The 16,086-nt window shown below is 65.0% G+C and carries 15 protein-coding genes; 5 read left to right on the forward strand and 10 right to left on the reverse strand.

The features are described 5' to 3' along the window. Position 1: 1 nt before the first annotated feature. The 3 genes from B5D38_RS08740 to B5D38_RS08750 form a co-directional block, all read right to left on the reverse strand. The gene (locus B5D38_RS08740; RefSeq protein WP_245318950.1) at positions 2 to 826 is read right to left on the reverse strand and encodes a GNAT family N-acetyltransferase; all 825 of its coding nucleotides are present in this window, start codon (positions 824 to 826) and stop codon (positions 2 to 4) included. Beyond that, positions 807 to 2,048 (reverse strand): bifunctional glutamate N-acetyltransferase/amino-acid acetyltransferase ArgJ, encoded by a 1,242-nt coding sequence (argJ, locus tag B5D38_RS08745; protein WP_078708034.1) that lies wholly within the window; start codon positions 2,046 to 2,048, stop codon positions 807 to 809. The genes B5D38_RS08740 and argJ overlap by 20 nt, the downstream gene beginning before the upstream one ends. A 150-nt stretch (positions 2,049 to 2,198) precedes the next feature. Then, a complete protein-coding gene (locus tag B5D38_RS08750) occupies positions 2,199 to 3,092 on the reverse strand; it encodes a peptidylprolyl isomerase (RefSeq protein ID WP_078708035.1) in 894 nt (297 codons plus the stop codon). Positions 3,093 to 3,578: 486 nt separating this feature from the next. On the opposite strand from B5D38_RS08750, the gene secA reads away from it, so the two are divergent. Both secA and B5D38_RS08765 read left to right on the forward strand, forming a co-directional pair. Continuing rightward, positions 3,579 to 6,305 carry a preprotein translocase subunit SecA gene (secA, locus tag B5D38_RS08755; protein WP_078708036.1) on the forward strand — a complete coding sequence of 909 codons (2,727 nt, stop codon included), beginning with the start codon at positions 3,579 to 3,581 and terminating at the stop codon, positions 6,303 to 6,305. A gap of 548 nt (positions 6,306 to 6,853) precedes the next feature. Next, the gene (locus B5D38_RS08765) at positions 6,854 to 7,876 is read left to right on the forward strand and encodes a LysR substrate-binding domain-containing protein (protein WP_078708038.1); all 1,023 of its coding nucleotides are present in this window, start codon (positions 6,854 to 6,856) and stop codon (positions 7,874 to 7,876) included. A 71-nt stretch (positions 7,877 to 7,947) separates the two neighbouring features. Here the strand turns inward: B5D38_RS08765 and B5D38_RS22000 are convergent, their stop codons facing one another. The 7 genes from B5D38_RS22000 to B5D38_RS21835 form a co-directional block, all read right to left on the reverse strand. After that, on the reverse strand, positions 7,948 to 8,136 hold the full coding sequence (locus B5D38_RS22000; protein WP_131829886.1) for a hypothetical protein: 189 nt from the start codon (positions 8,134 to 8,136) through the stop codon (positions 7,948 to 7,950). A gap of 399 nt (positions 8,137 to 8,535) precedes the next feature. Further along, positions 8,536 to 8,805, reverse strand: coding sequence for a hypothetical protein (locus B5D38_RS08775; protein WP_131829887.1), 270 nt, complete (start codon positions 8,803 to 8,805; stop codon positions 8,536 to 8,538). A 41-nt stretch (positions 8,806 to 8,846) separates the two neighbouring features. Beyond that, a complete protein-coding gene (locus tag B5D38_RS08780) occupies positions 8,847 to 9,062 on the reverse strand; it encodes a hypothetical protein (RefSeq protein WP_165690816.1) in 216 nt (71 codons plus the stop codon). A gap of 146 nt (positions 9,063 to 9,208) precedes the next feature. Then, complete coding sequence (locus tag B5D38_RS08785; protein ID WP_078708042.1) at positions 9,209 to 10,213, reverse strand: L,D-transpeptidase family protein; 1,005 nt, start codon at positions 10,211 to 10,213, stop codon at positions 9,209 to 9,211. Between the two features lie 252 nt (positions 10,214 to 10,465). Beyond that, positions 10,466 to 11,419 (reverse strand): acetyl-CoA carboxylase carboxyltransferase subunit alpha, encoded by a 954-nt coding sequence (locus B5D38_RS08790; protein ID WP_078708043.1) that lies wholly within the window; start codon positions 11,417 to 11,419, stop codon positions 10,466 to 10,468. Between the two features lie 186 nt (positions 11,420 to 11,605). Beyond that, positions 11,606 to 12,553, reverse strand: a complete 948-nt coding sequence (locus tag B5D38_RS08795; RefSeq protein ID WP_280949377.1) for a site-specific tyrosine recombinase XerD — start codon at positions 12,551 to 12,553, stop codon at positions 11,606 to 11,608. Further along, positions 12,550 to 12,723, reverse strand: coding sequence for a histidine kinase (locus B5D38_RS21835; protein WP_116002616.1), 174 nt, complete (start codon positions 12,721 to 12,723; stop codon positions 12,550 to 12,552). The genes B5D38_RS08795 and B5D38_RS21835 overlap by 4 nt, the downstream gene beginning before the upstream one ends. 109 nt (positions 12,724 to 12,832) lie before the next feature. On the opposite strand from B5D38_RS21835, the gene B5D38_RS08800 reads away from it, so the two are divergent. Genes B5D38_RS08800 through B5D38_RS08810 form a run of 3 tightly spaced genes read left to right on the forward strand, consistent with a single transcriptional unit; the run spans position 12,833 to position 16,085 of the window. Then, positions 12,833 to 13,432, forward strand: a complete 600-nt coding sequence (locus B5D38_RS08800; protein WP_078708044.1) for a shikimate kinase — start codon at positions 12,833 to 12,835, stop codon at positions 13,430 to 13,432. A gap of 2 nt (positions 13,433 to 13,434) precedes the next feature. Next, positions 13,435 to 14,574, forward strand: coding sequence for a 3-dehydroquinate synthase (gene aroB / locus B5D38_RS08805; RefSeq protein ID WP_078708045.1), 1,140 nt, complete (start codon positions 13,435 to 13,437; stop codon positions 14,572 to 14,574). Continuing rightward, on the forward strand, positions 14,571 to 16,085 hold the full coding sequence (locus tag B5D38_RS08810; protein WP_078708046.1) for an HlyC/CorC family transporter: 1,515 nt from the start codon (positions 14,571 to 14,573) through the stop codon (positions 16,083 to 16,085). Before aroB ends, B5D38_RS08810 begins: the two co-directional genes overlap by 4 nt. Position 16,086 lies beyond the last annotated feature (1 nt).

Here is a 16,086-nt window from a genome sequence, read left to right on the forward strand (position 1 = left end):
GCTACTCTTTCTCCTCCTCGGAAGAGGGCCCGGAGAGCATCTGCGCGGAGCCGGCGGGCGCGCGATAGACATAGCGGTAGGCTTCCGTGAATCCGAGACCGCGATAGAGCTCGATACCAGCCTCGTTGTCGGCCTCCACTTGCAGCCAGGCGGTGCTTGCGCCCTTGTGAAGCGCAAAGCGTAGCGTCGTTCTCACCAGATCGCGGCCGATCCCCTGGCGTCGGTGCGCCGGCGAAACGGCGAGGTCGAGGACGCCGGCGAGATCGCCGTCCGGCACGGCGAGGGCCGCCGCCACCGGCCGGCCATCGAAGCCTGCGCGAATGAACATGCCGGCCGGAGCCTTGATGGACTGGAGGATGGCGAGAAGCCCCGGCCGCAGCGACGGGTCGCGCCCATGCACCACCAGGCTGGTTTCGACATACCGGTTGAGATCGCGGGTGGGGATGCCGTCGAGGGCGTCCGACAGGTCGATTTGCGAAAGATCGGCGGACAGCACGATGGATTCGCCGAAGGCATCCCAGCCCTCTTGATCGAGGTGCTCGGCAAGCGTCGGCGGCGCGAGCGGCGAAAGCCGGAAGACGAGCGGCCGCCCAAAGGCGGCGAAGCGCTCGCGGGCCCGCTCGACGCGCGCGGCAAAGTCGCGCGTATCGCCCGGATCGAGCGGGTTGACGGAATTCAGCCGCTTGGCGGGAAAGCTCCCCGTCAGACGGATCACCCACGTCCCGTCATACTCGGTCTGGCTGGCAGGCCAGGCCCTGAGGGACGCGGCCTCCAGCCGCCGGACGAAGGCAAGCCGACTCTGGCGCTCAGCTTCTGTAGTCGCCATTGATCGCCACATACTCCTTGGTGAGGTCGCAGCCATAGACGGTCCAGCGCCCGTCGCCGAGGCCGAGGTCGACGCGAACGACGATCTCGTCCTTCTGCATCACCGCCGAGGCCGCCGCCTCGCTGTAGTCCGGGTCGCGCTCGCCGCCAAAGGCCACGCGCACGTCGCCGAACCAGATCGCAAGACGATCGCGCTCGGCCGGTTCGCCCGCCTTGCCGACCGCCATTACGACACGCCCCCAATTGGCGTCCTCGCCGGCAACAGCCGTCTTGACCAGGGGCGAATTGGCGATGGCAAGCGCGATCCGCTTGGCTGATCGGTCATCGACCGCCCCCTCGACCTCGACGACGACGGCTTTCCTCGCGCCTTCGCCGTCCCGCGCCACCTGGCGGGCGAGATCGAGCAGGAGATCGGTAAGCGCCGCCTTGAACGAAGCGGCCCTCTCGTCGCCCGCATCCGATACGGCGCCGGCGCCCCGGTGCTCGGCGGCACAGGTGGCGAAGACCAGGAGCGTGTCCGAGGTCGAGGTATCGCTGTCGACCGTCACCGAATTGAAGCTCGGCTCGACCGCCTCGGCCAGCATCGCCTGGAGCGCCCTCGCCGCGATCGGGGCGTCGGTGACGACGAAGGACAGCATGGTTGCCATGTCGGGCGCGATCATGCCCGCTCCCTTGGCGATGCCGTTGATCGTCACCGCAACGCCGTCGATCGAGGCGGTGCGCGTGGCGAGCTTGGGATAGGTGTCGGTTGTCATGATCGCCTCGCCCGCCGCGCGCCACCGATCCTCGGAGGCGTCCTGGACGAGGCCTGCAAGCAGGCCGGAGAACTTGCCGGCGTCGAGCGGCTCGCCGATGACGCCGGTCGAGGCTAGGAAGACGTCGCTCGTCGCGCAGCCGGCGGCGCGCGCCGCCGCCTCCGCCGTCATCGCCGTGGCCTGCACCCCTTTTTTGCCGGTAAAGGCGTTGGCATTGCCCGAATTCACCACGAGGGCGCGGGCGACGCCGCCCTTGAGGCTCTCGCGGCAAAAGTCCACCGGCGCCGACGGACATTTCGACCGGGTGAAGACGCCGGCAACAGTGGCCGGACGATCGAACACCATCATCATGAGGTCGGTCCGGCCCTTGTACTTGATGCCGGCGGCGGCCGTCGCCATGCGCGCGCCCTCGATCGGCGGCAGCACGGCGAACGACTTGGGGGCCAGAGGAGAGGTCGAGCCGCTCATGACGAAAATTCCCTGAAACGAAGGATTAGCGAAAGAAGAAGAATGGGCCGGCGCCCGATGACGCCGGCTTCTGGTAGGCGACAGGCCGGGGGCGCAAGGCCGCCCACCCGCCTCGGGCGCCCCGCCTGGGACGCCTTCGCCTCTCACCGGTTACTTGCCGGGTGTCGCCTGAGCGGGGTCGGCAGCGGCACCCGCGGCCGCCTTCTTTTCCAGATCCTCGACCTGGGACTTCAGCTTCGGATCGACATAGGTGACCTTGAGGTCGCCGCGAGCCTTCTCGATCATCGCCATGTACTTGTCGCGCAGCACGACCTGCTTGACCTGATCCTTGACCTCGTCGAATGCCGGCGGCTGCTGCTTGCGCTTCTCCTCGACCTTGATGACGTGCCAGCCGAACTGGGTCTGCACCGGCTCCTTGGTGTAGGAGCCCGGCTCCAGGGCGAAGGCCGCCTTCTCGAACTCGGGCACCATCTGACCCTGGCCGAAGAAGCCGAGATCGCCGCCCTTCGGTCCCGTCGGGCCAGTGGACTTTTCCGTCGCCAGCTTGGCGAAGTCGGCTCCGCCGTCGAGCTGCTTGATGATGTCCTCGGCCTCTTCCTTGGTCTTCACGAGGATGTGGCGGGCGTGGATCTCGTCCGTCGCCGGCATGGCCGCGACTTCCTTGTCGTAGCGCGCCTTCAGCTCCTCGTCGCTGATGGCATTGAGCCCGTTCTTCTCGAAATAGGCGTTGTGGAGGGCCCGATCGCGCAGCAGCTTGATCTTCGCCTTCACCTTGGGATCGTCCTGCAGCTTGGCCTTCTCCGCCTCCTGGGCCAGCGCCTCGATGTCGATAAGGGCGGACAGCACGGCGAGGCGCTGCTGCTCCGGCGGCAACTGGCCGAACTGCTGCCCGAGTTCGTCCGTGGCGATCGCCAGCTCATTCTCGGTGATTTCGGCCGACCCAACCTTGGCCAGAACGCCATTGTCGGCCGCGATCGCCGGAAGCGCGAGGCAGGAGAGCGCCAGGGCGGCCGTCGCCGTCATCAAGCGTGGCATGGATTTCATGGATCTTCTTCCTTTGGGTTCGTTTCTTCGGTTGGGCGGCATCCCGCCTCCCTCGAAAATCAGGCAGGCCGACCGCCTCCGGGAAGGCGGCCGCCAGCCGGGCGAGCGGCGCCGAGCGTTGACATCCCTTGGCCCCACTCTTATCTCTCGCCCGTTCCGGAGAGCAAGAAACATTCAGATGAAATCGGTGTAACTCTCGGGCGTGGGAAGGCCCCAAAGGCAGGGTCAGACGGCCGCAGCCTCTCCGATGGGCCAGAGAGTGGAGGGGTTGAGCGGCGGTTCGAGGGCCTTCGCCCGTTCCGGCTCCAGGCATTCGGACCCGGCTCCGGAGCCCCTCGCCCAAGCACCGTCGGTTTCACCTGAATGTTCCTTGCTGCCGGAGATTCCCCGCTGCCGCGCCTTGAACGCACTTGGCGCCGCGGCTTTGACGGCGACATGCAGCCCGCCAAGAGACGGCTGCGTGGCTTAATCTGAAGAGGCCTGTTCATGGTCAGTTTCGGCGGTCTCGCCCGCAAGTTGCTCGGCTCCAGCAACGACCGGATCATCCGTGGCTTCAAGCCGGCGGTGACTGCGATCGGCGCGCTCGAGTCCGAGATGGAAGCTCTGAGCGACGAGGCTCTCCGGGCCAAAACCGACGAATTCAAGGCCGAGCTGGCAAACGGCAAGACGGTGGACGACCTCCTCGTTCCCGCTTTCGCGGTTGCACGCGAAGCCTCCAAGCGCGCGCTCGGCATGCGCCCCTTCGACGTCCAGCTCATGGGCGGCATGGTGCTCAACAGCGGCGACATCGCCGAGATGCGCACCGGCGAGGGCAAGACGCTGGTGGCGACCCTGCCCGTCTATCTCAACGCCCTGGAGGGCAAGGGCGTCCACGTCGTCACGGTCAACGACTATCTGGCCAAGCGCGACTCCGAGTGGATGGGACGCGTCTACCGCTTCCTCGGCCTCACGGTCGGCGTCATCGTCCACGGCATGAACGACGACGAGCGGCGCGAGGCTTATGCCTGCGACGTCACCTACGGCACCAACAACGAGCTCGGCTTCGACTATCTGCGCGACAATATGAAGTACGAGCGCGGGCAGATGGTGCAGCGCGGCCATCACTACGCCATCGTCGACGAGGTGGACTCGATCCTCATCGACGAGGCGCGCACACCGCTGATCATCTCCGGTCCCCTCGACGACCGCTCCGAGCTCTACCAGATCATCGACAGCTTCATCCCCCAGCTTGCCGACAGCGACTTCGAGCTGGACGAGAAGCAGCGGACCGTGACCTTCACCGAGGAGGGCACGGAAAAGCTGGAAAGGCTGCTGGCCGCCGCCGGGCACCTGCACGGCGCCTCGCTCTACGATATCGAGAACGTGGCGATCGTTCACCACGTCAACAATGCGCTGAAGGCCCACAAGCTGTTTTCGCGCGACAAGGACTACATCGTCCGGAACGACGAGATCGTCATCATCGACGAGTTCACCGGCCGCATGATGCCGGGCCGACGCTATTCGGAAGGGCTCCATCAGGCGCTCGAGGCCAAGGAACACGTCAAGATCCAGCCCGAAAACCAGACGCTCGCCTCGATCACCTTCCAGAACTACTTCCGCATGTACAAGAAGCTGTCGGGCATGACCGGCACCGCCGACACGGAAGCGGCGGAATTTGCCGACATCTACGATCTCGACGTCGTCACCGTTCCGACAAACCTGCCGATCCGCCGTCTCGACGAGGACGACGAGGTCTACCGCACGGCGGAAGAAAAGATCCGCGCCATCGTTCGCGAGATCAAGGACGCGCACTCCCGCCGCCAGCCCATCCTGGTCGGCACCGTCTCCATCGAGAAGTCCGAGCATCTTGCCGACCGGCTGCGCAAGGACGGCCTCAAGGACTTCAAGGTCCTCAACGCCCGCTATCACGAGCAGGAAGCCTATATCGTTGCCCAGGCGGGTGTGCCCGGCGCGGTGACGATCGCCACCAACATGGCCGGCCGCGGCACCGACATCCAGCTCGGCGGCAACGCCGACATGCGCATCGAGGCCGAGCTCGCCGACATGCCGGCGGGGCCGGAGCGGACGGCGAAGGAGGCGGCGATCCGCGCCGACATCCAGCGTCTCAAGGAAGAGGCGATCGCCGCCGGCGGCCTCTACGTTCTCGCCACCGAGCGCCATGAGAGCCGACGCATCGACAACCAGCTGCGCGGCCGTTCAGGCCGCCAGGGCGATCCCGGCCGCTCAAAGTTCTTCCTGTCCCTTCAGGACGATCTCATGCGCATCTTCGGCTCGGAGCGCATGGATTCGATGCTGGTCAAGCTCGGCCTCAAAGAGGACGAGGCCATCGTCCATCCCTGGATCAACAAGGCGCTGGAGAAGGCGCAGAAGAAGGTCGAGGCGCGCAACTTCGACATCCGCAAGAACCTGCTGAAATACGACGACGTCATGAACGACCAGCGCCGGGTCATCTTCGACCAGCGCCTGGAGCTCATGGATGCCGAGACGCTGTCGGAAACCATCACCGACATGCGCCACGAAACAATCGAGGCGATCGTTGCCCGCCACATTCCAGAGCGCGCCTATCCCGAGCAGTGGAAGACGGCGGAGCTCAGCCAGGATGTGCAGGCGATCCTCAATCTCGACTTGCCCATCGCCGAATGGGCGGCCGAGGAAGGCATCGCCGAGGACGATATCGTCACCCGCATCAAGGAAGCCGCCGACAAGATCGCGGCGGACAAGGCCGAGCGCTTCGGCCCCGAGCTCATGACCTATGTCGAGCGCTCGGTGGTCCTTCAGACCCTGGACGGCCTGTGGCGCGAGCATCTCGTAAATCTGGATCACCTGCGCTCGGTGGTCGGCTTCCGCGGCTATGCCCAGCGCGACCCGCTGAACGAGTACAAGTCGGAAGCCTTCGAGCTCTTCCAGTCCATGCTCACGCAGCTGCGCGAGCGCACCACGACCCAGCTCATGCGGGTCGAGTTGGTGCGCCAGGAGGAGCCGGCTTCTCCCCCGCCGATGCAGCTTCACCATGTCGACGCCACCAGCGGCATCGACGAGGGTGGCAACGGCGCCGAAAGGTTGACGGCAGATTTCACGCCGAGCGAGGCGACGCCTCTTCAGCGCGATCCTGACAAGCCCGAGGACTGGGGCTATGTCGGCCGCAACGAGCCCTGCCCCTGCGGCTCGGGCAAGAAGTTCAAGCACTGCCACGGCGCGCTGACGCATGCCTGAGGCAGCCGCTCCGGCGGCTTTGGAATGATCGAGTGAAGGCTCTCCCGACTGACGGCAGAGCCTTCGTCAATGGTGGCCGTCAACAAGCCACCGCCGGCTTCACTTGTGGTGTCCGGCCGGATGCGCGGACTTGCTGGTCTCGCAGATTCGTATCTTGGTGAAGACCTTCTTGCCGTGAACGATCTTTGAACGTCGCTCGACTCGGCACGTGGTCTTCGCCTTCGGTTTTGAGTGCTCCACGGAATGGTGCACATTGGCTGCGGCCAGCGGCGACCTTATGGGTTGCGCGAAGGCTGGAGAGGCCAGGGCGAGACAGGCCGCGACCGTTAGAACAGATAGCTTTTTCATGCTTTTTCCTGATGCTTGACGACGGATAACGTAATCGAGATCAGGGGGCTCAGTTGCCCACGAAAGCGTTACGAATTGTTGCTGGTCATCGTCCTGCTGTTTTGTCGCGGGACATGGCATTCTGGGAGGCCGCCCGTCGACGGTTCAGCGAGGCATCGCGCCCAAGCTGAGCGGCCGACACCGACCGAAAGGCTCGCGCCATGCATGATCTGAACGACCTCTACTATTTCGAAGCCGTGGTGCGGAACGGCGGCTTCAGCGCGGCCGCGCGCGATATCGGCGTGTCCAAATCGATCCTGTCGCGGCGCGTGCGCGAGATGGAGGACGAACTGGGCATACGCCTCATCGACCGCTCCAATCGTCTCTTCAAGGTGACGGAGATCGGCCAGCAAATCTACGAAAGATGCCGGGCGGCGGTCGGCGAGATGGCGCGCGCGCAAGAGATCGCAGCCGCGATGACCGAGGAGCCGCGCGGCGATTTGACCGTCACCTGTCCGCCGGGACGCTGCGCCGATATCGTTTCCACCGTGGTGCTTGAGATGATGGAACGGTACGAGCGGCTGCGCATCCATCTGATTGTCAGCGCGCAACGTTTCAACATCATTGAGGACAACATCGACGTTGCCATCCGGGGCGGCCCCCTGCAGCGGCCGGGTGAGCTGGACCTGGTGGTGAAGAGAGTCCTGGACATGTCGTCGGGGTTGGTCGCCAGCCCTGAGTTGATCGGCCGCCTGGGCGAGCCCAAGGACCCAGTGGAGTTGATCTCCTACCCGACCATCGGCCGGCGGGCGAGCGCGGGGACCGAAACCTGGGAGTTGCGTCGCGACGATGGCGAACAGCGCGCCGTTCGCGTCGCTCCGCGCATGTCGTCGACCGATCTTGTCGTTCACCTCAAGGCAGCCGAACACAGCGGCGGCATCGCGTTTCTGCCCGACTTCATCGCCTGCCATCGCGTCCGCGCCGGAACGCTGGTGCGTGTCCTGCCCGAATGGAAGGGCCTGGATGGCTCGCTTCACATCGCCTTCCCCTCGCGGCGCGGCATGCTGCCGGCGGTTCGCGAATTCATCGATGCGATCCATCCGCGTCTCGTTGCCGCGTTCAGGGAGCCTTACGGAAATCTTGCCGAGAGCGAGATCGAGCTTGCGTCATCGAGCGCCGGATTCGCGCCTCTGTCCGACGCTTCACTCACGCCCACGCCTGTCGTTCCGCTCGCAAAGGCCTGAAGGTCGAACCCGAGACGCAAAAAAAGCCCGGAGGCGGCGCCCCCGGGCTCTCTTGAAAGACCTGTCTTCGCTTACTTCGTGACGTAGGTCACGATGTTCTCAGGCGAGACGCTGAGCGAGACGATCGTGCTCGTATCGACGCCCTGCTCGGCAAAGGCTTCCGCCAGACCCGGATGAGCCTCGATCTGCTTGGCGACCGCCTCAGGCGATGCCTCCGCCGTGTCGGCCGTCGCCGATAGCTCGGCCTTGTTGTTGGTCATCATCTCATTCGACACAACCGGCTTAAGAGTATAAGCCGTGCTCGAGGTCTGAGCCGAAGCAACAGAAGCGACAGAAGACATGCCAAGAATAATGGCGCCCGCGGCAGCGTACTTGATGCAATTCATGATATCACCCTTTCGTGATTTTCTTTGACGAGCAAGCCATTCGCACCGCCATGCGGCGCGTCCTGTCGGCGTTGCCGTCAGACACGGGGTAATAATTATCTCGCGGGAAGAGCGTTCCTAAAAAAAGACGGGCCCGCCTAATTAATTCTCGGGGTTCCGTGCAGCGAGCTGATAGGCCTTGTCGCCATCGAAGCTCTCTTTGTTGGACCAGAAAACAAAGCGGCCCGACAGAAACAATCTGCCGGGCCGATATGAGCGAGATGGTCGAGTCGATTAGTCGACGAAGTAGACCACATGGCTCGGCGTCACCTCGAGCGCGGTGATCGAGGCCGTGTCGACGCCCTGAGCGCGGAAGGCTTCAGCCAGACCCGGATGAGCCTGGATCTGCCTGGTGATCGACTCAGACGACTGGGCGGCGCCGATCAGTCCCGGCGTGTCGGTGTCATTCTGATAGGTCGCCGACTGAGGGACAGAACGCAAAGCATAAGCTCCGCTATTTGCCGTGTTGATCGCGAAGGGATTGGCAGCTGCGATAGAAGTCATGCCAATAACCAGAGCGCCAGCGGCAGCAAAAACACCATACTTCATTTTTTTATTCCTTTGATTACATCGCTAAAGGCAGCGAACTTGGCCGCCTTCGATGAGCTGTACTTATGCCCCTCGATGGTGCGCCGCCAGACAGGAAACTCGAACACCGCGTTCCAGTTTTGCAACGACGAACGGCGCGCGGCCGCTTGAATGCCCGCGCCCGCCTCCCCATGCGACGCTGCATGGACGGCGGTCTGCACGGCAGGTGTCATCGACGGTCAAGGAAGCCAAGCCCAGGCCGGTTCGCGATGCCGCGCCCTCGCGGCGAAAAGCGATGCAAACACGAAAAGGGCGGCGAGAAGGTTCCCGCCGCCCTTGGCCGATTACTGGCTGATTGCGTCCGCCTGGAGCGGATCAGTTATTGGGAAAGCAGCGACTGGAACACCGAGGGCGAAGATTTCGTCACCCGGTTGCCGAGGCGGTCGTAGCCGGCCCGACGATGCTGCTCGGCCGCATAGGCCTCGGCGGTGATGGGGGTTCCCGTCTTGTAGGAGAAGGTCGACTGGACGGCGAAATCGCTGGGATCGAGCCTGGCCGCGATCTTTTCTTCCTCGGCGGCGTCGGCGATCTGGCGTGCAGCGACATCAACCGGCATCTCGATCTTCGGGCAAGGGCCCGTCGGCGTGAGCATCTCCCCCGCATCGAGCTTGGCATCGAAGACGTAGCGCTTCTCGCACACGCCGATTTCGGCGGGCTTGTGGCTCACCTCGAAGCGGTCATAGCCTTCTTTCAGCATCTTCCAGAACGCATAGTGCTCGGAATTGCGGTGCCGCGCCATGTTCTTGGGCGTCATGCGGAAGGGATAGGCCTGGATCTGGAACGAGCGCTGGCCGCCTTTGAAGGCATAGCGCGCCAGCGTGTAGATCTCGCCGATCTGCTGATCGTCCATCGCGTAACAACCGGACGAATTGCACGAGCCGTGAATCATCAGGTTCTGACCGGAGCGCCCGTTGGCGCGGTCATAGGTGTTGGGAAAGCCGGTGTTGATAGCCAGGTGATACTGCGAGGCGGGGTTCAGAAGCCCCGGCGTGATGGCGTAGAAGCCTTCCGGCGCCTGACGGTCGCCTTCCTTCACCTTGGGCCCGAGCTTTCCGGACCAGGCGCAGATGTCGTAGGTCTTGAGCAGCGCGTAGCGGCCATCGGTCTTCTGCTTCCAGACCTCGAGCTGCGACTCTTCCTTGAACAGGCGCACCAGGATCGGCGCGTTCACGCCCATGCCCTTGGTCTGGATCACCTTGACGAGGGCGGGCGGCAGCTGCGCTTCGGCGCCAAGCGCGATCTCGTCAAGCGAGCCCTGGCAGGAAGACAACAGAACGAGGCCCGCGAACAGCGCGGCAGCCTTTGCCAATCGCTTTGCGATCATCCTCTCGCCCCTCTTCAGTCGGGTCGGCCATGCCGTCCCGTCGTCGATATCGTACGGCGCTCGGCCGCTCGGTGCGTGGCTCCGCGCCGGCAGGTGGCCGGTTGACGGAAACTTCACGAAAATTGTCTGTAGTGTGTTGAGAAAGCGTTAAGACCGCTCTTCCCCCTCAACGATGCGTGCAACATACCCCATGGAGCATGGCTGAAGTTTGTCTGATCGCCGGGATAATGAAAATACCCAGGCGTCCTCTCGTCAGAGGTTGCGACCGATCGCGAGAAATTTTTCCCGTCGCTGTTGCTTGAGGGTCGCACCGTCGAGGCCGGAAAGCTCCGCGAGGTTCGCCGCCACCCGCTCGCCCGCCGTGTCGATGGCATCCATCGGCGCACGGTGAGCCCCTCCCAATGGCTCAGGCACGATCTCGTCGATGACGCCGAAGCCCTTGAGATCCTGCGCGGTGATCTTCATCGCCTGGGCGACGTCCTTCGCCCGGCCGGCGTCGCGCCACAGGATCGAGGCCCCCGCCTCCGGCGAAATCACCGAGTAGATGGCATGTTCCAGCATGAGGACGCGGCTCGCCGCCGCCAGCGCGATGGCGCCGCCCGATCCGCCCTCGCCGATGACCAGCGCCACCAGCGGCACCTGGAGATTGAGGCAGGCCTCGGTCGAGCGGGCGATGGCCTCGGCCTGACCGCGCTCCTCGGCCCCGATGCCCGGATAGGCGCCGGCCGTATCGACCAGCGTCACCACCGGAATGCCGAAGCGCTCGGCCATCTCCATGATGCGAACGGCCTTGCGATAGCCCTCGGGCCGGGCCATGCCGAAATTGTGCTTGAGGCGCGTCTGGGTGTCGGCACCCTTCTCCTGGCCGATCACCGCCACGGCCTCGCCGCGGAAGCGGCCGAAGCCGGCGACGATGGCATGGTCCTCGGCAAAGTTGCGATCGCCGGCGAGCGGCGTGAAATCCGTCACGAGGCGGTTGAGATAGTCGATGCAGTGAGGCCGGTCGGGATGGCGCGCCACCAGCGTCTTCTGCCACGGGGTGAGCTTCTTGTAGAGGTCGGAGAGCGCGTCATACGAGCGCTTCTCCAGACGCTGGATCTCGTCGCGGACGTCGACGCCCTCGCCCGCATCCATCAGCTTCTTCAGCTCGAAGATCTGACCTTCGAGATCGGCGACGGGTTTTTCGAAATCGAGATAATTGTGCACAGGCCGCTTCCACCCCTTTGCGCGGGGCGGTCCTCGAAAAGGGCTCGACCCGACGGCCGGGGCGCCCGCAATGGGTTCTGTCGTCCGGCCGCACTCGTCCTGCGGCGTCGGAAAACGCGGCGCAAACTGCCGACATGACATTTCATTGTCAAGGAATGAACCTTGCTGCGGTGCACGGGTCCCGCCTCACCCGTCTTGCCCACGCGAGAGCGGGTGGTGTTCGGAGACGAGGCGCACCAGCCTTTCCTCGAGCACATGGGTGTAGATCTGCGTCGTCGAAATGTCGGAATGGCCGAGCAGTTCCTGCACGGCGCGAAGGTCGGCGCCGTTTTGGAGGAGATGGCTGGCGAAAGCATGACGCAGAACATGCGGCGATATCTTGGCGGCGGGAATGCCGGCTCTGGCGGCGAGCGCCTTGAGGTCGCGCGCGAAGGCCTGCCGCGTCAGATGGCCGCTCTCCGACAGGGCGGGAAAGAGCCAGGTGCCGCCATCGGCCGCCGGGGGCAGGACCGAGGCGAAGGCGGCGAGCGCATCGCGCGCCTTGTCGCCGATCGGCACCATGCGCTCCTTGCCGCCCTTGCCCTTGACCACGATCATGCGGGCGCGGGACCGCAGCACCGAGCGCGGCAGGCCGACGAGCTCGGAAACGCGCAGCCCCGTCGCGTAGAGCAGCTCGACCAGCGCATGAAGTCGCCGCGCCCTGGCGAGCGCGAAGGCCGACCGTTCGGTTTCCGCCGCCTCGCTCGCCGCCGTGGCGAGCAGGCGGTCGACCTCTTCCTCGCTCATGACCTTGGGCAGCGGGCGGCTTTTGCGCGCGCTGTCGATCGGCCCCGTCGGATCGTCGCCGCGCCGCCCCTCGGCATAGAGAAAGCGATAGAACTGGCGCAGCGAGGAAAGCCGCCGCGCCTGGCTCGATCCGGCAAAACCGCGCGCGGCGAGATCGCCGAGATAGGCGCTGATGTCGGCGCTGGCGGCGGCGCCAAGGCTTGTCCCGGTGGAGGAGAGAAAGTCCGAGGCGTCCTCGAGGTCGCGGCGATAGCTCGACAGCGTGTTCTCCGCCGCGCCGCGCTCGGCGGCCATCATCTCCAGAAAGGTTTCGATGTCGGCGCCATCGCGCCGCCCCGCCGAACTCACGGGGTCCCCGCCGCATTGCGCGCTGGCGGCTGATCGAGTTGCGGCAGCGGGACGTTGACCTCCACGGGCCGGCGCACCGGCTGCACCAGATTCACCAGTGCGCTCATCGCGCCATAGATCAGGCCGGCGATGACGGCGACGATCGTCAGGAGGCGAACGAGGGTCGGCATGATCTCTGGTTCTCGCTTTGCGGCACGTGGCGCCCGATGCCCGCCGAAGCGCGCGCCTTGACGGATCAGCCGAATTCCTATTCTGCAAGAGCCGACCTTTCCAGAGAAAATGGGCACTCTGTTGTCGAAGCCGACCACCTCGGAGAATCCGGAAGTTGATTTGATCGGCGCCCGCCTGGGCGAGCGCTCGATCGCGCTCGTCGGACTGATGGGCGCCGGCAAGACCTCGATCGGCCGGCGCCTCGCCCGCGACCTCGGTCTGCCGTTCCACGACACGGACGAGGAAATCGAGGCGGTGTCGCGCATGACCGTGACCGAACTTTTCGCGGCCTATGGAGAGCCGGAATTTCGCGCCCTCGAAACGCGCGTGGTCGGCCGGCTGGCGCGCGAAGGACCCTCAGTCATTGCCACGGGCGGCGGCGCCTTCATCAACGAGCAAACGCGCGAACTGCTGCACGAGGCGTCGATCACCGTTTGGTTGCGGGCCGAACTCGACATTCTGATGGAGCGTGTCACCCGCCGTTCCACGCGCCCGCTTCTCAAGACGCCCAATCCCCGTGCCACCATGCAGGGGCTGATGGAGCAGCGCTATCCCATCTACGCGCAGGCGGACATCACGGTCGAATCACGCGAGGCGCCGCGCGAGACGATCGCCCGCGAGGTCGCCCTTGCGGTCGCGGCCTATCTTTCCGGCGAGGTGACGAAATGAACATGGGTATGGGCGAAGCGGCGGCTAACGACACCACGGTGAGGGTGGCGCTCGGTGAGCGGTCCTATGACGTGGTCATCGGCTCGGGTCTCGTCGAGCGGGCCGGCCGCCTGCTGGCCGAGCGGCTGCCCGGCGCGCGCGTGGTCGTGGTGACCGACGAAACGGTCGCCGGTCTTCATCTCGCCCGCCTGGAAAACGCCTTCGCGCAGGCCGGCGTTACGATGGCGGCGCCGGCGGTGTTGCCGGCCGGGGAGGCCACCAAGTCGTTCGACCGGCTGCGCGAGGTGGTGGACCACATTCTCGCCGCGCGCCTGGAGCGGGCGGATGCGGTGGTGGCGCTGGGCGGTGGCGTCATCGGCGATCTTTCCGGCTTTGCAGCCGGCATCGTGCGGCGCGGCATGGCCTTCGTCCAGGTGCCGACCAGCCTTCTCGCCCAGGTCGATTCCTCCGTCGGCGGCAAGACGGGCATCAACAGCGCCCACGGCAAGAACCTTGTCGGCGTGTTCCATCAGCCGGCCCTGGTGATCGCCGACACCGACATCCTCGATACGCTCGATGCCCGTCAGTTCGCGGCGGGCTATGCCGAGGTCGCCAAATACGGCCTGATCGACCGGCCGGATTTCTTCGCCTGGCTTGAGGAGAACCGCGAGCTGGTCTTTTCAGGACATGGCGAGGCGCGCGCCCGCGCCATCGCCGAGAGCTGCCGAGCCAAGGCCGAGGTCGTGGCCGCCGACGAGCGCGAGTCGGGCCGGCGTGCCCTGCTCAATCTCGGCCATACCTTCGGCCATGCCCTGGAAGCGGCGACCGGCTACCGCTCCGAGCGCCTGGTCCACGGCGAGGCGGTGTCCATAGGCATGGCGCAGGCCTTCCGCTTCTCAGCTCACCTCGGTCTTTGCGAATCCGTCGATGCCGAGCGCGTTGCCGCGCACCTCTCTGCCGCCGGATTGCCGATCAGCCCGAGGGCCATTGCCGGCGAGCCGCTCGATGCCGATATGTTGATGGCTGCGATTGCTCAGGACAAGAAGGTCAGCCACGGACGGCTCACCTTCATCCTCGTGCGCGGCATCGGCCAGGCCTTCATCGCCAAGGATGTCGACCCGGTCGCGGTCAGGGATTTCTTACGGGACGAGTTGTCGTCATGAATGTGACACTGTGGTTGATGCTTGCCATCATCCTGGTGCTGGTCTGCATCTCCGCGTTCTTCTCCGGAACCGAGACCGCGCTCACCGCCGCCTCCCGCGCCCGGATGATGAGCTACGAGAAGAACGGCGACCCTCGGGCAAGCATCGTCAACCGGCTGCTCGAGAAGAAGGATCGCCTGATCGGCGCCATCCTCATCGGCAACAATCTCGTCAACATTCTCGCCTCGGCGCTTGCCACGACCGCCTTCGTCGGCCTTTTCGGCCAGTCGGGCGTCGCCATCGCCACCCTCGCCATGACCGTCATCGTGGTGATCTTCGGCGAGGTCCTGCCGAAGTCGATCTCCATCGCCCATCCCGACACCACTGCGCTGCGCGTCTCCCGGATGACCTCGGTGGTGGTCACGACGCTCGGCCCGATCACGGCCGTGGTGAACTGGATCGTGCGGCTGATTCTGCGCCTTTTCGGCATGAGCCTCGATCAGGGCGCGCCGCTGCTGACAGCCCACGAGGAGCTGCGCGGCACTCTGGAGGTGCTGCATCGCGAGGGCACACTGGTCAACGCCGACCGCAACCGCCTCGGCGGCCTTCTCGACCTTGCCGAGCTGGAGGTGTCCGACGTCATGGTGCATCGCACGGCGATGCGCCAGGTCAACGTCGATGATCCGGCGGAGGAGATCGTGCGACAGGTGCTGGAAAGCCCTTATACGCGCATGCCAGTCTGGAAAACCGACTACGACAACATCGTCGGCGTCGTTCACGCCAAGGACCTTTTGCGCGCCCTGCACGAGGTCGACAACGACCCCGGCCGCATCGACATCATGAAGATCGCTGCCAAGCCCTGGTTTGTGCCCGAGACGACGTCGGTTCAGGACCAGCTCAACGCCTTTCTGCGCCGCCATGCCCATTTCGCCATCGTCGTCGACGAGTATGGCGAGGTCGAGGGCCTCGTCACGCTGGAGGATATCCTGGAGGAGATCGTCGGCAACATCGCAGACGAGCACGACGTGGAAATGCAGGGCGTCACCACCGAGGCGGACGGCTCCGTTGTCGTCGATGGCTCCGTGCCTATCCGCGATCTCAACCGCGCCCTCGACTGGAACCTGCCGGACGAGGAGGCCGTGACCATCGCCGGCCTCGTCATCCACGAAACCCAGATGATCCCCGAGGAGCGGCAGGCCTTCACCTTCTTCAACAAGCGCTTCACCGTCTTGAAACGTGAGAAGAACCGTATCGCCAAGCTGAGGATTCGCCCGGCTCAGGTGGTCGTCCCGCCGCCCAAGAAGGCGGGTGGTCCCGTCTCTGCTCTGCGCAACGAGCCGCCGGTGGTTGAGTATGACGAGGACGACTACATCGAAGCGTCACAAGATGAGGCGCGGACCACCGAGGCGGAAGCCGAGACGCTGGCCGCTGATAGAGTGGACGCAACAGAGCCAACCTCGGCCTCCGAGCCGGACGATAGGGTTGTCGACGAGGAAGCCACACGCGAAGAGACGCGCCGGACGGGAGACTGAT

Origin of the sequence: Consotaella salsifontis (assembly GCF_900167365.1) — a bacterium.
Taxonomy (GTDB): Bacteria; Pseudomonadota; Alphaproteobacteria; order Rhizobiales; family Rhizobiaceae; genus Consotaella; species Consotaella salsifontis.

Coding starts and splice junctions, on each gene's coding strand:
- B5D38_RS08740 (WP_245318950.1), bottom strand. CDS start 826: ATGGCGACTACAGAAGCTGAGCGCCAGAGTCGGCTTGCCTTCGTCCGG.
- argJ (WP_078708034.1), bottom strand. CDS start 2,048: ATGAGCGGCTCGACCTCTCCTCTGGCCCCCAAGTCGTTCGCCGTGCTG.
- B5D38_RS08750 (WP_078708035.1), bottom strand. CDS start 3,092: ATGAAATCCATGCCACGCTTGATGACGGCGACGGCCGCCCTGGCGCTC.
- secA (WP_078708036.1), top strand. CDS start 3,579: ATGGTCAGTTTCGGCGGTCTCGCCCGCAAGTTGCTCGGCTCCAGCAAC.
- B5D38_RS08765 (WP_078708038.1), top strand. CDS start 6,854: ATGCATGATCTGAACGACCTCTACTATTTCGAAGCCGTGGTGCGGAAC.
- B5D38_RS22000 (WP_131829886.1), bottom strand. CDS start 8,136: ATGACCAACAACAAGGCCGAGCTATCGGCGACGGCCGACACGGCGGAG.
- B5D38_RS08775 (WP_131829887.1), bottom strand. CDS start 8,805: ATGACTTCTATCGCAGCTGCCAATCCCTTCGCGATCAACACGGCAAAT.
- B5D38_RS08780 (WP_165690816.1), bottom strand. CDS start 9,062: ATGACACCTGCCGTGCAGACCGCCGTCCATGCAGCGTCGCATGGGGAG.
- B5D38_RS08785 (WP_078708042.1), bottom strand. CDS start 10,213: ATGATCGCAAAGCGATTGGCAAAGGCTGCCGCGCTGTTCGCGGGCCTC.
- B5D38_RS21835 (WP_116002616.1), bottom strand. CDS start 12,723: ATGCCGACCCTCGTTCGCCTCCTGACGATCGTCGCCGTCATCGCCGGC.
- B5D38_RS08800 (WP_078708044.1), top strand. CDS start 12,833: ATGGGCACTCTGTTGTCGAAGCCGACCACCTCGGAGAATCCGGAAGTT.
- aroB (WP_078708045.1), top strand. CDS start 13,435: ATGGGTATGGGCGAAGCGGCGGCTAACGACACCACGGTGAGGGTGGCG.
- B5D38_RS08810 (WP_078708046.1), top strand. CDS start 14,571: ATGAATGTGACACTGTGGTTGATGCTTGCCATCATCCTGGTGCTGGTC.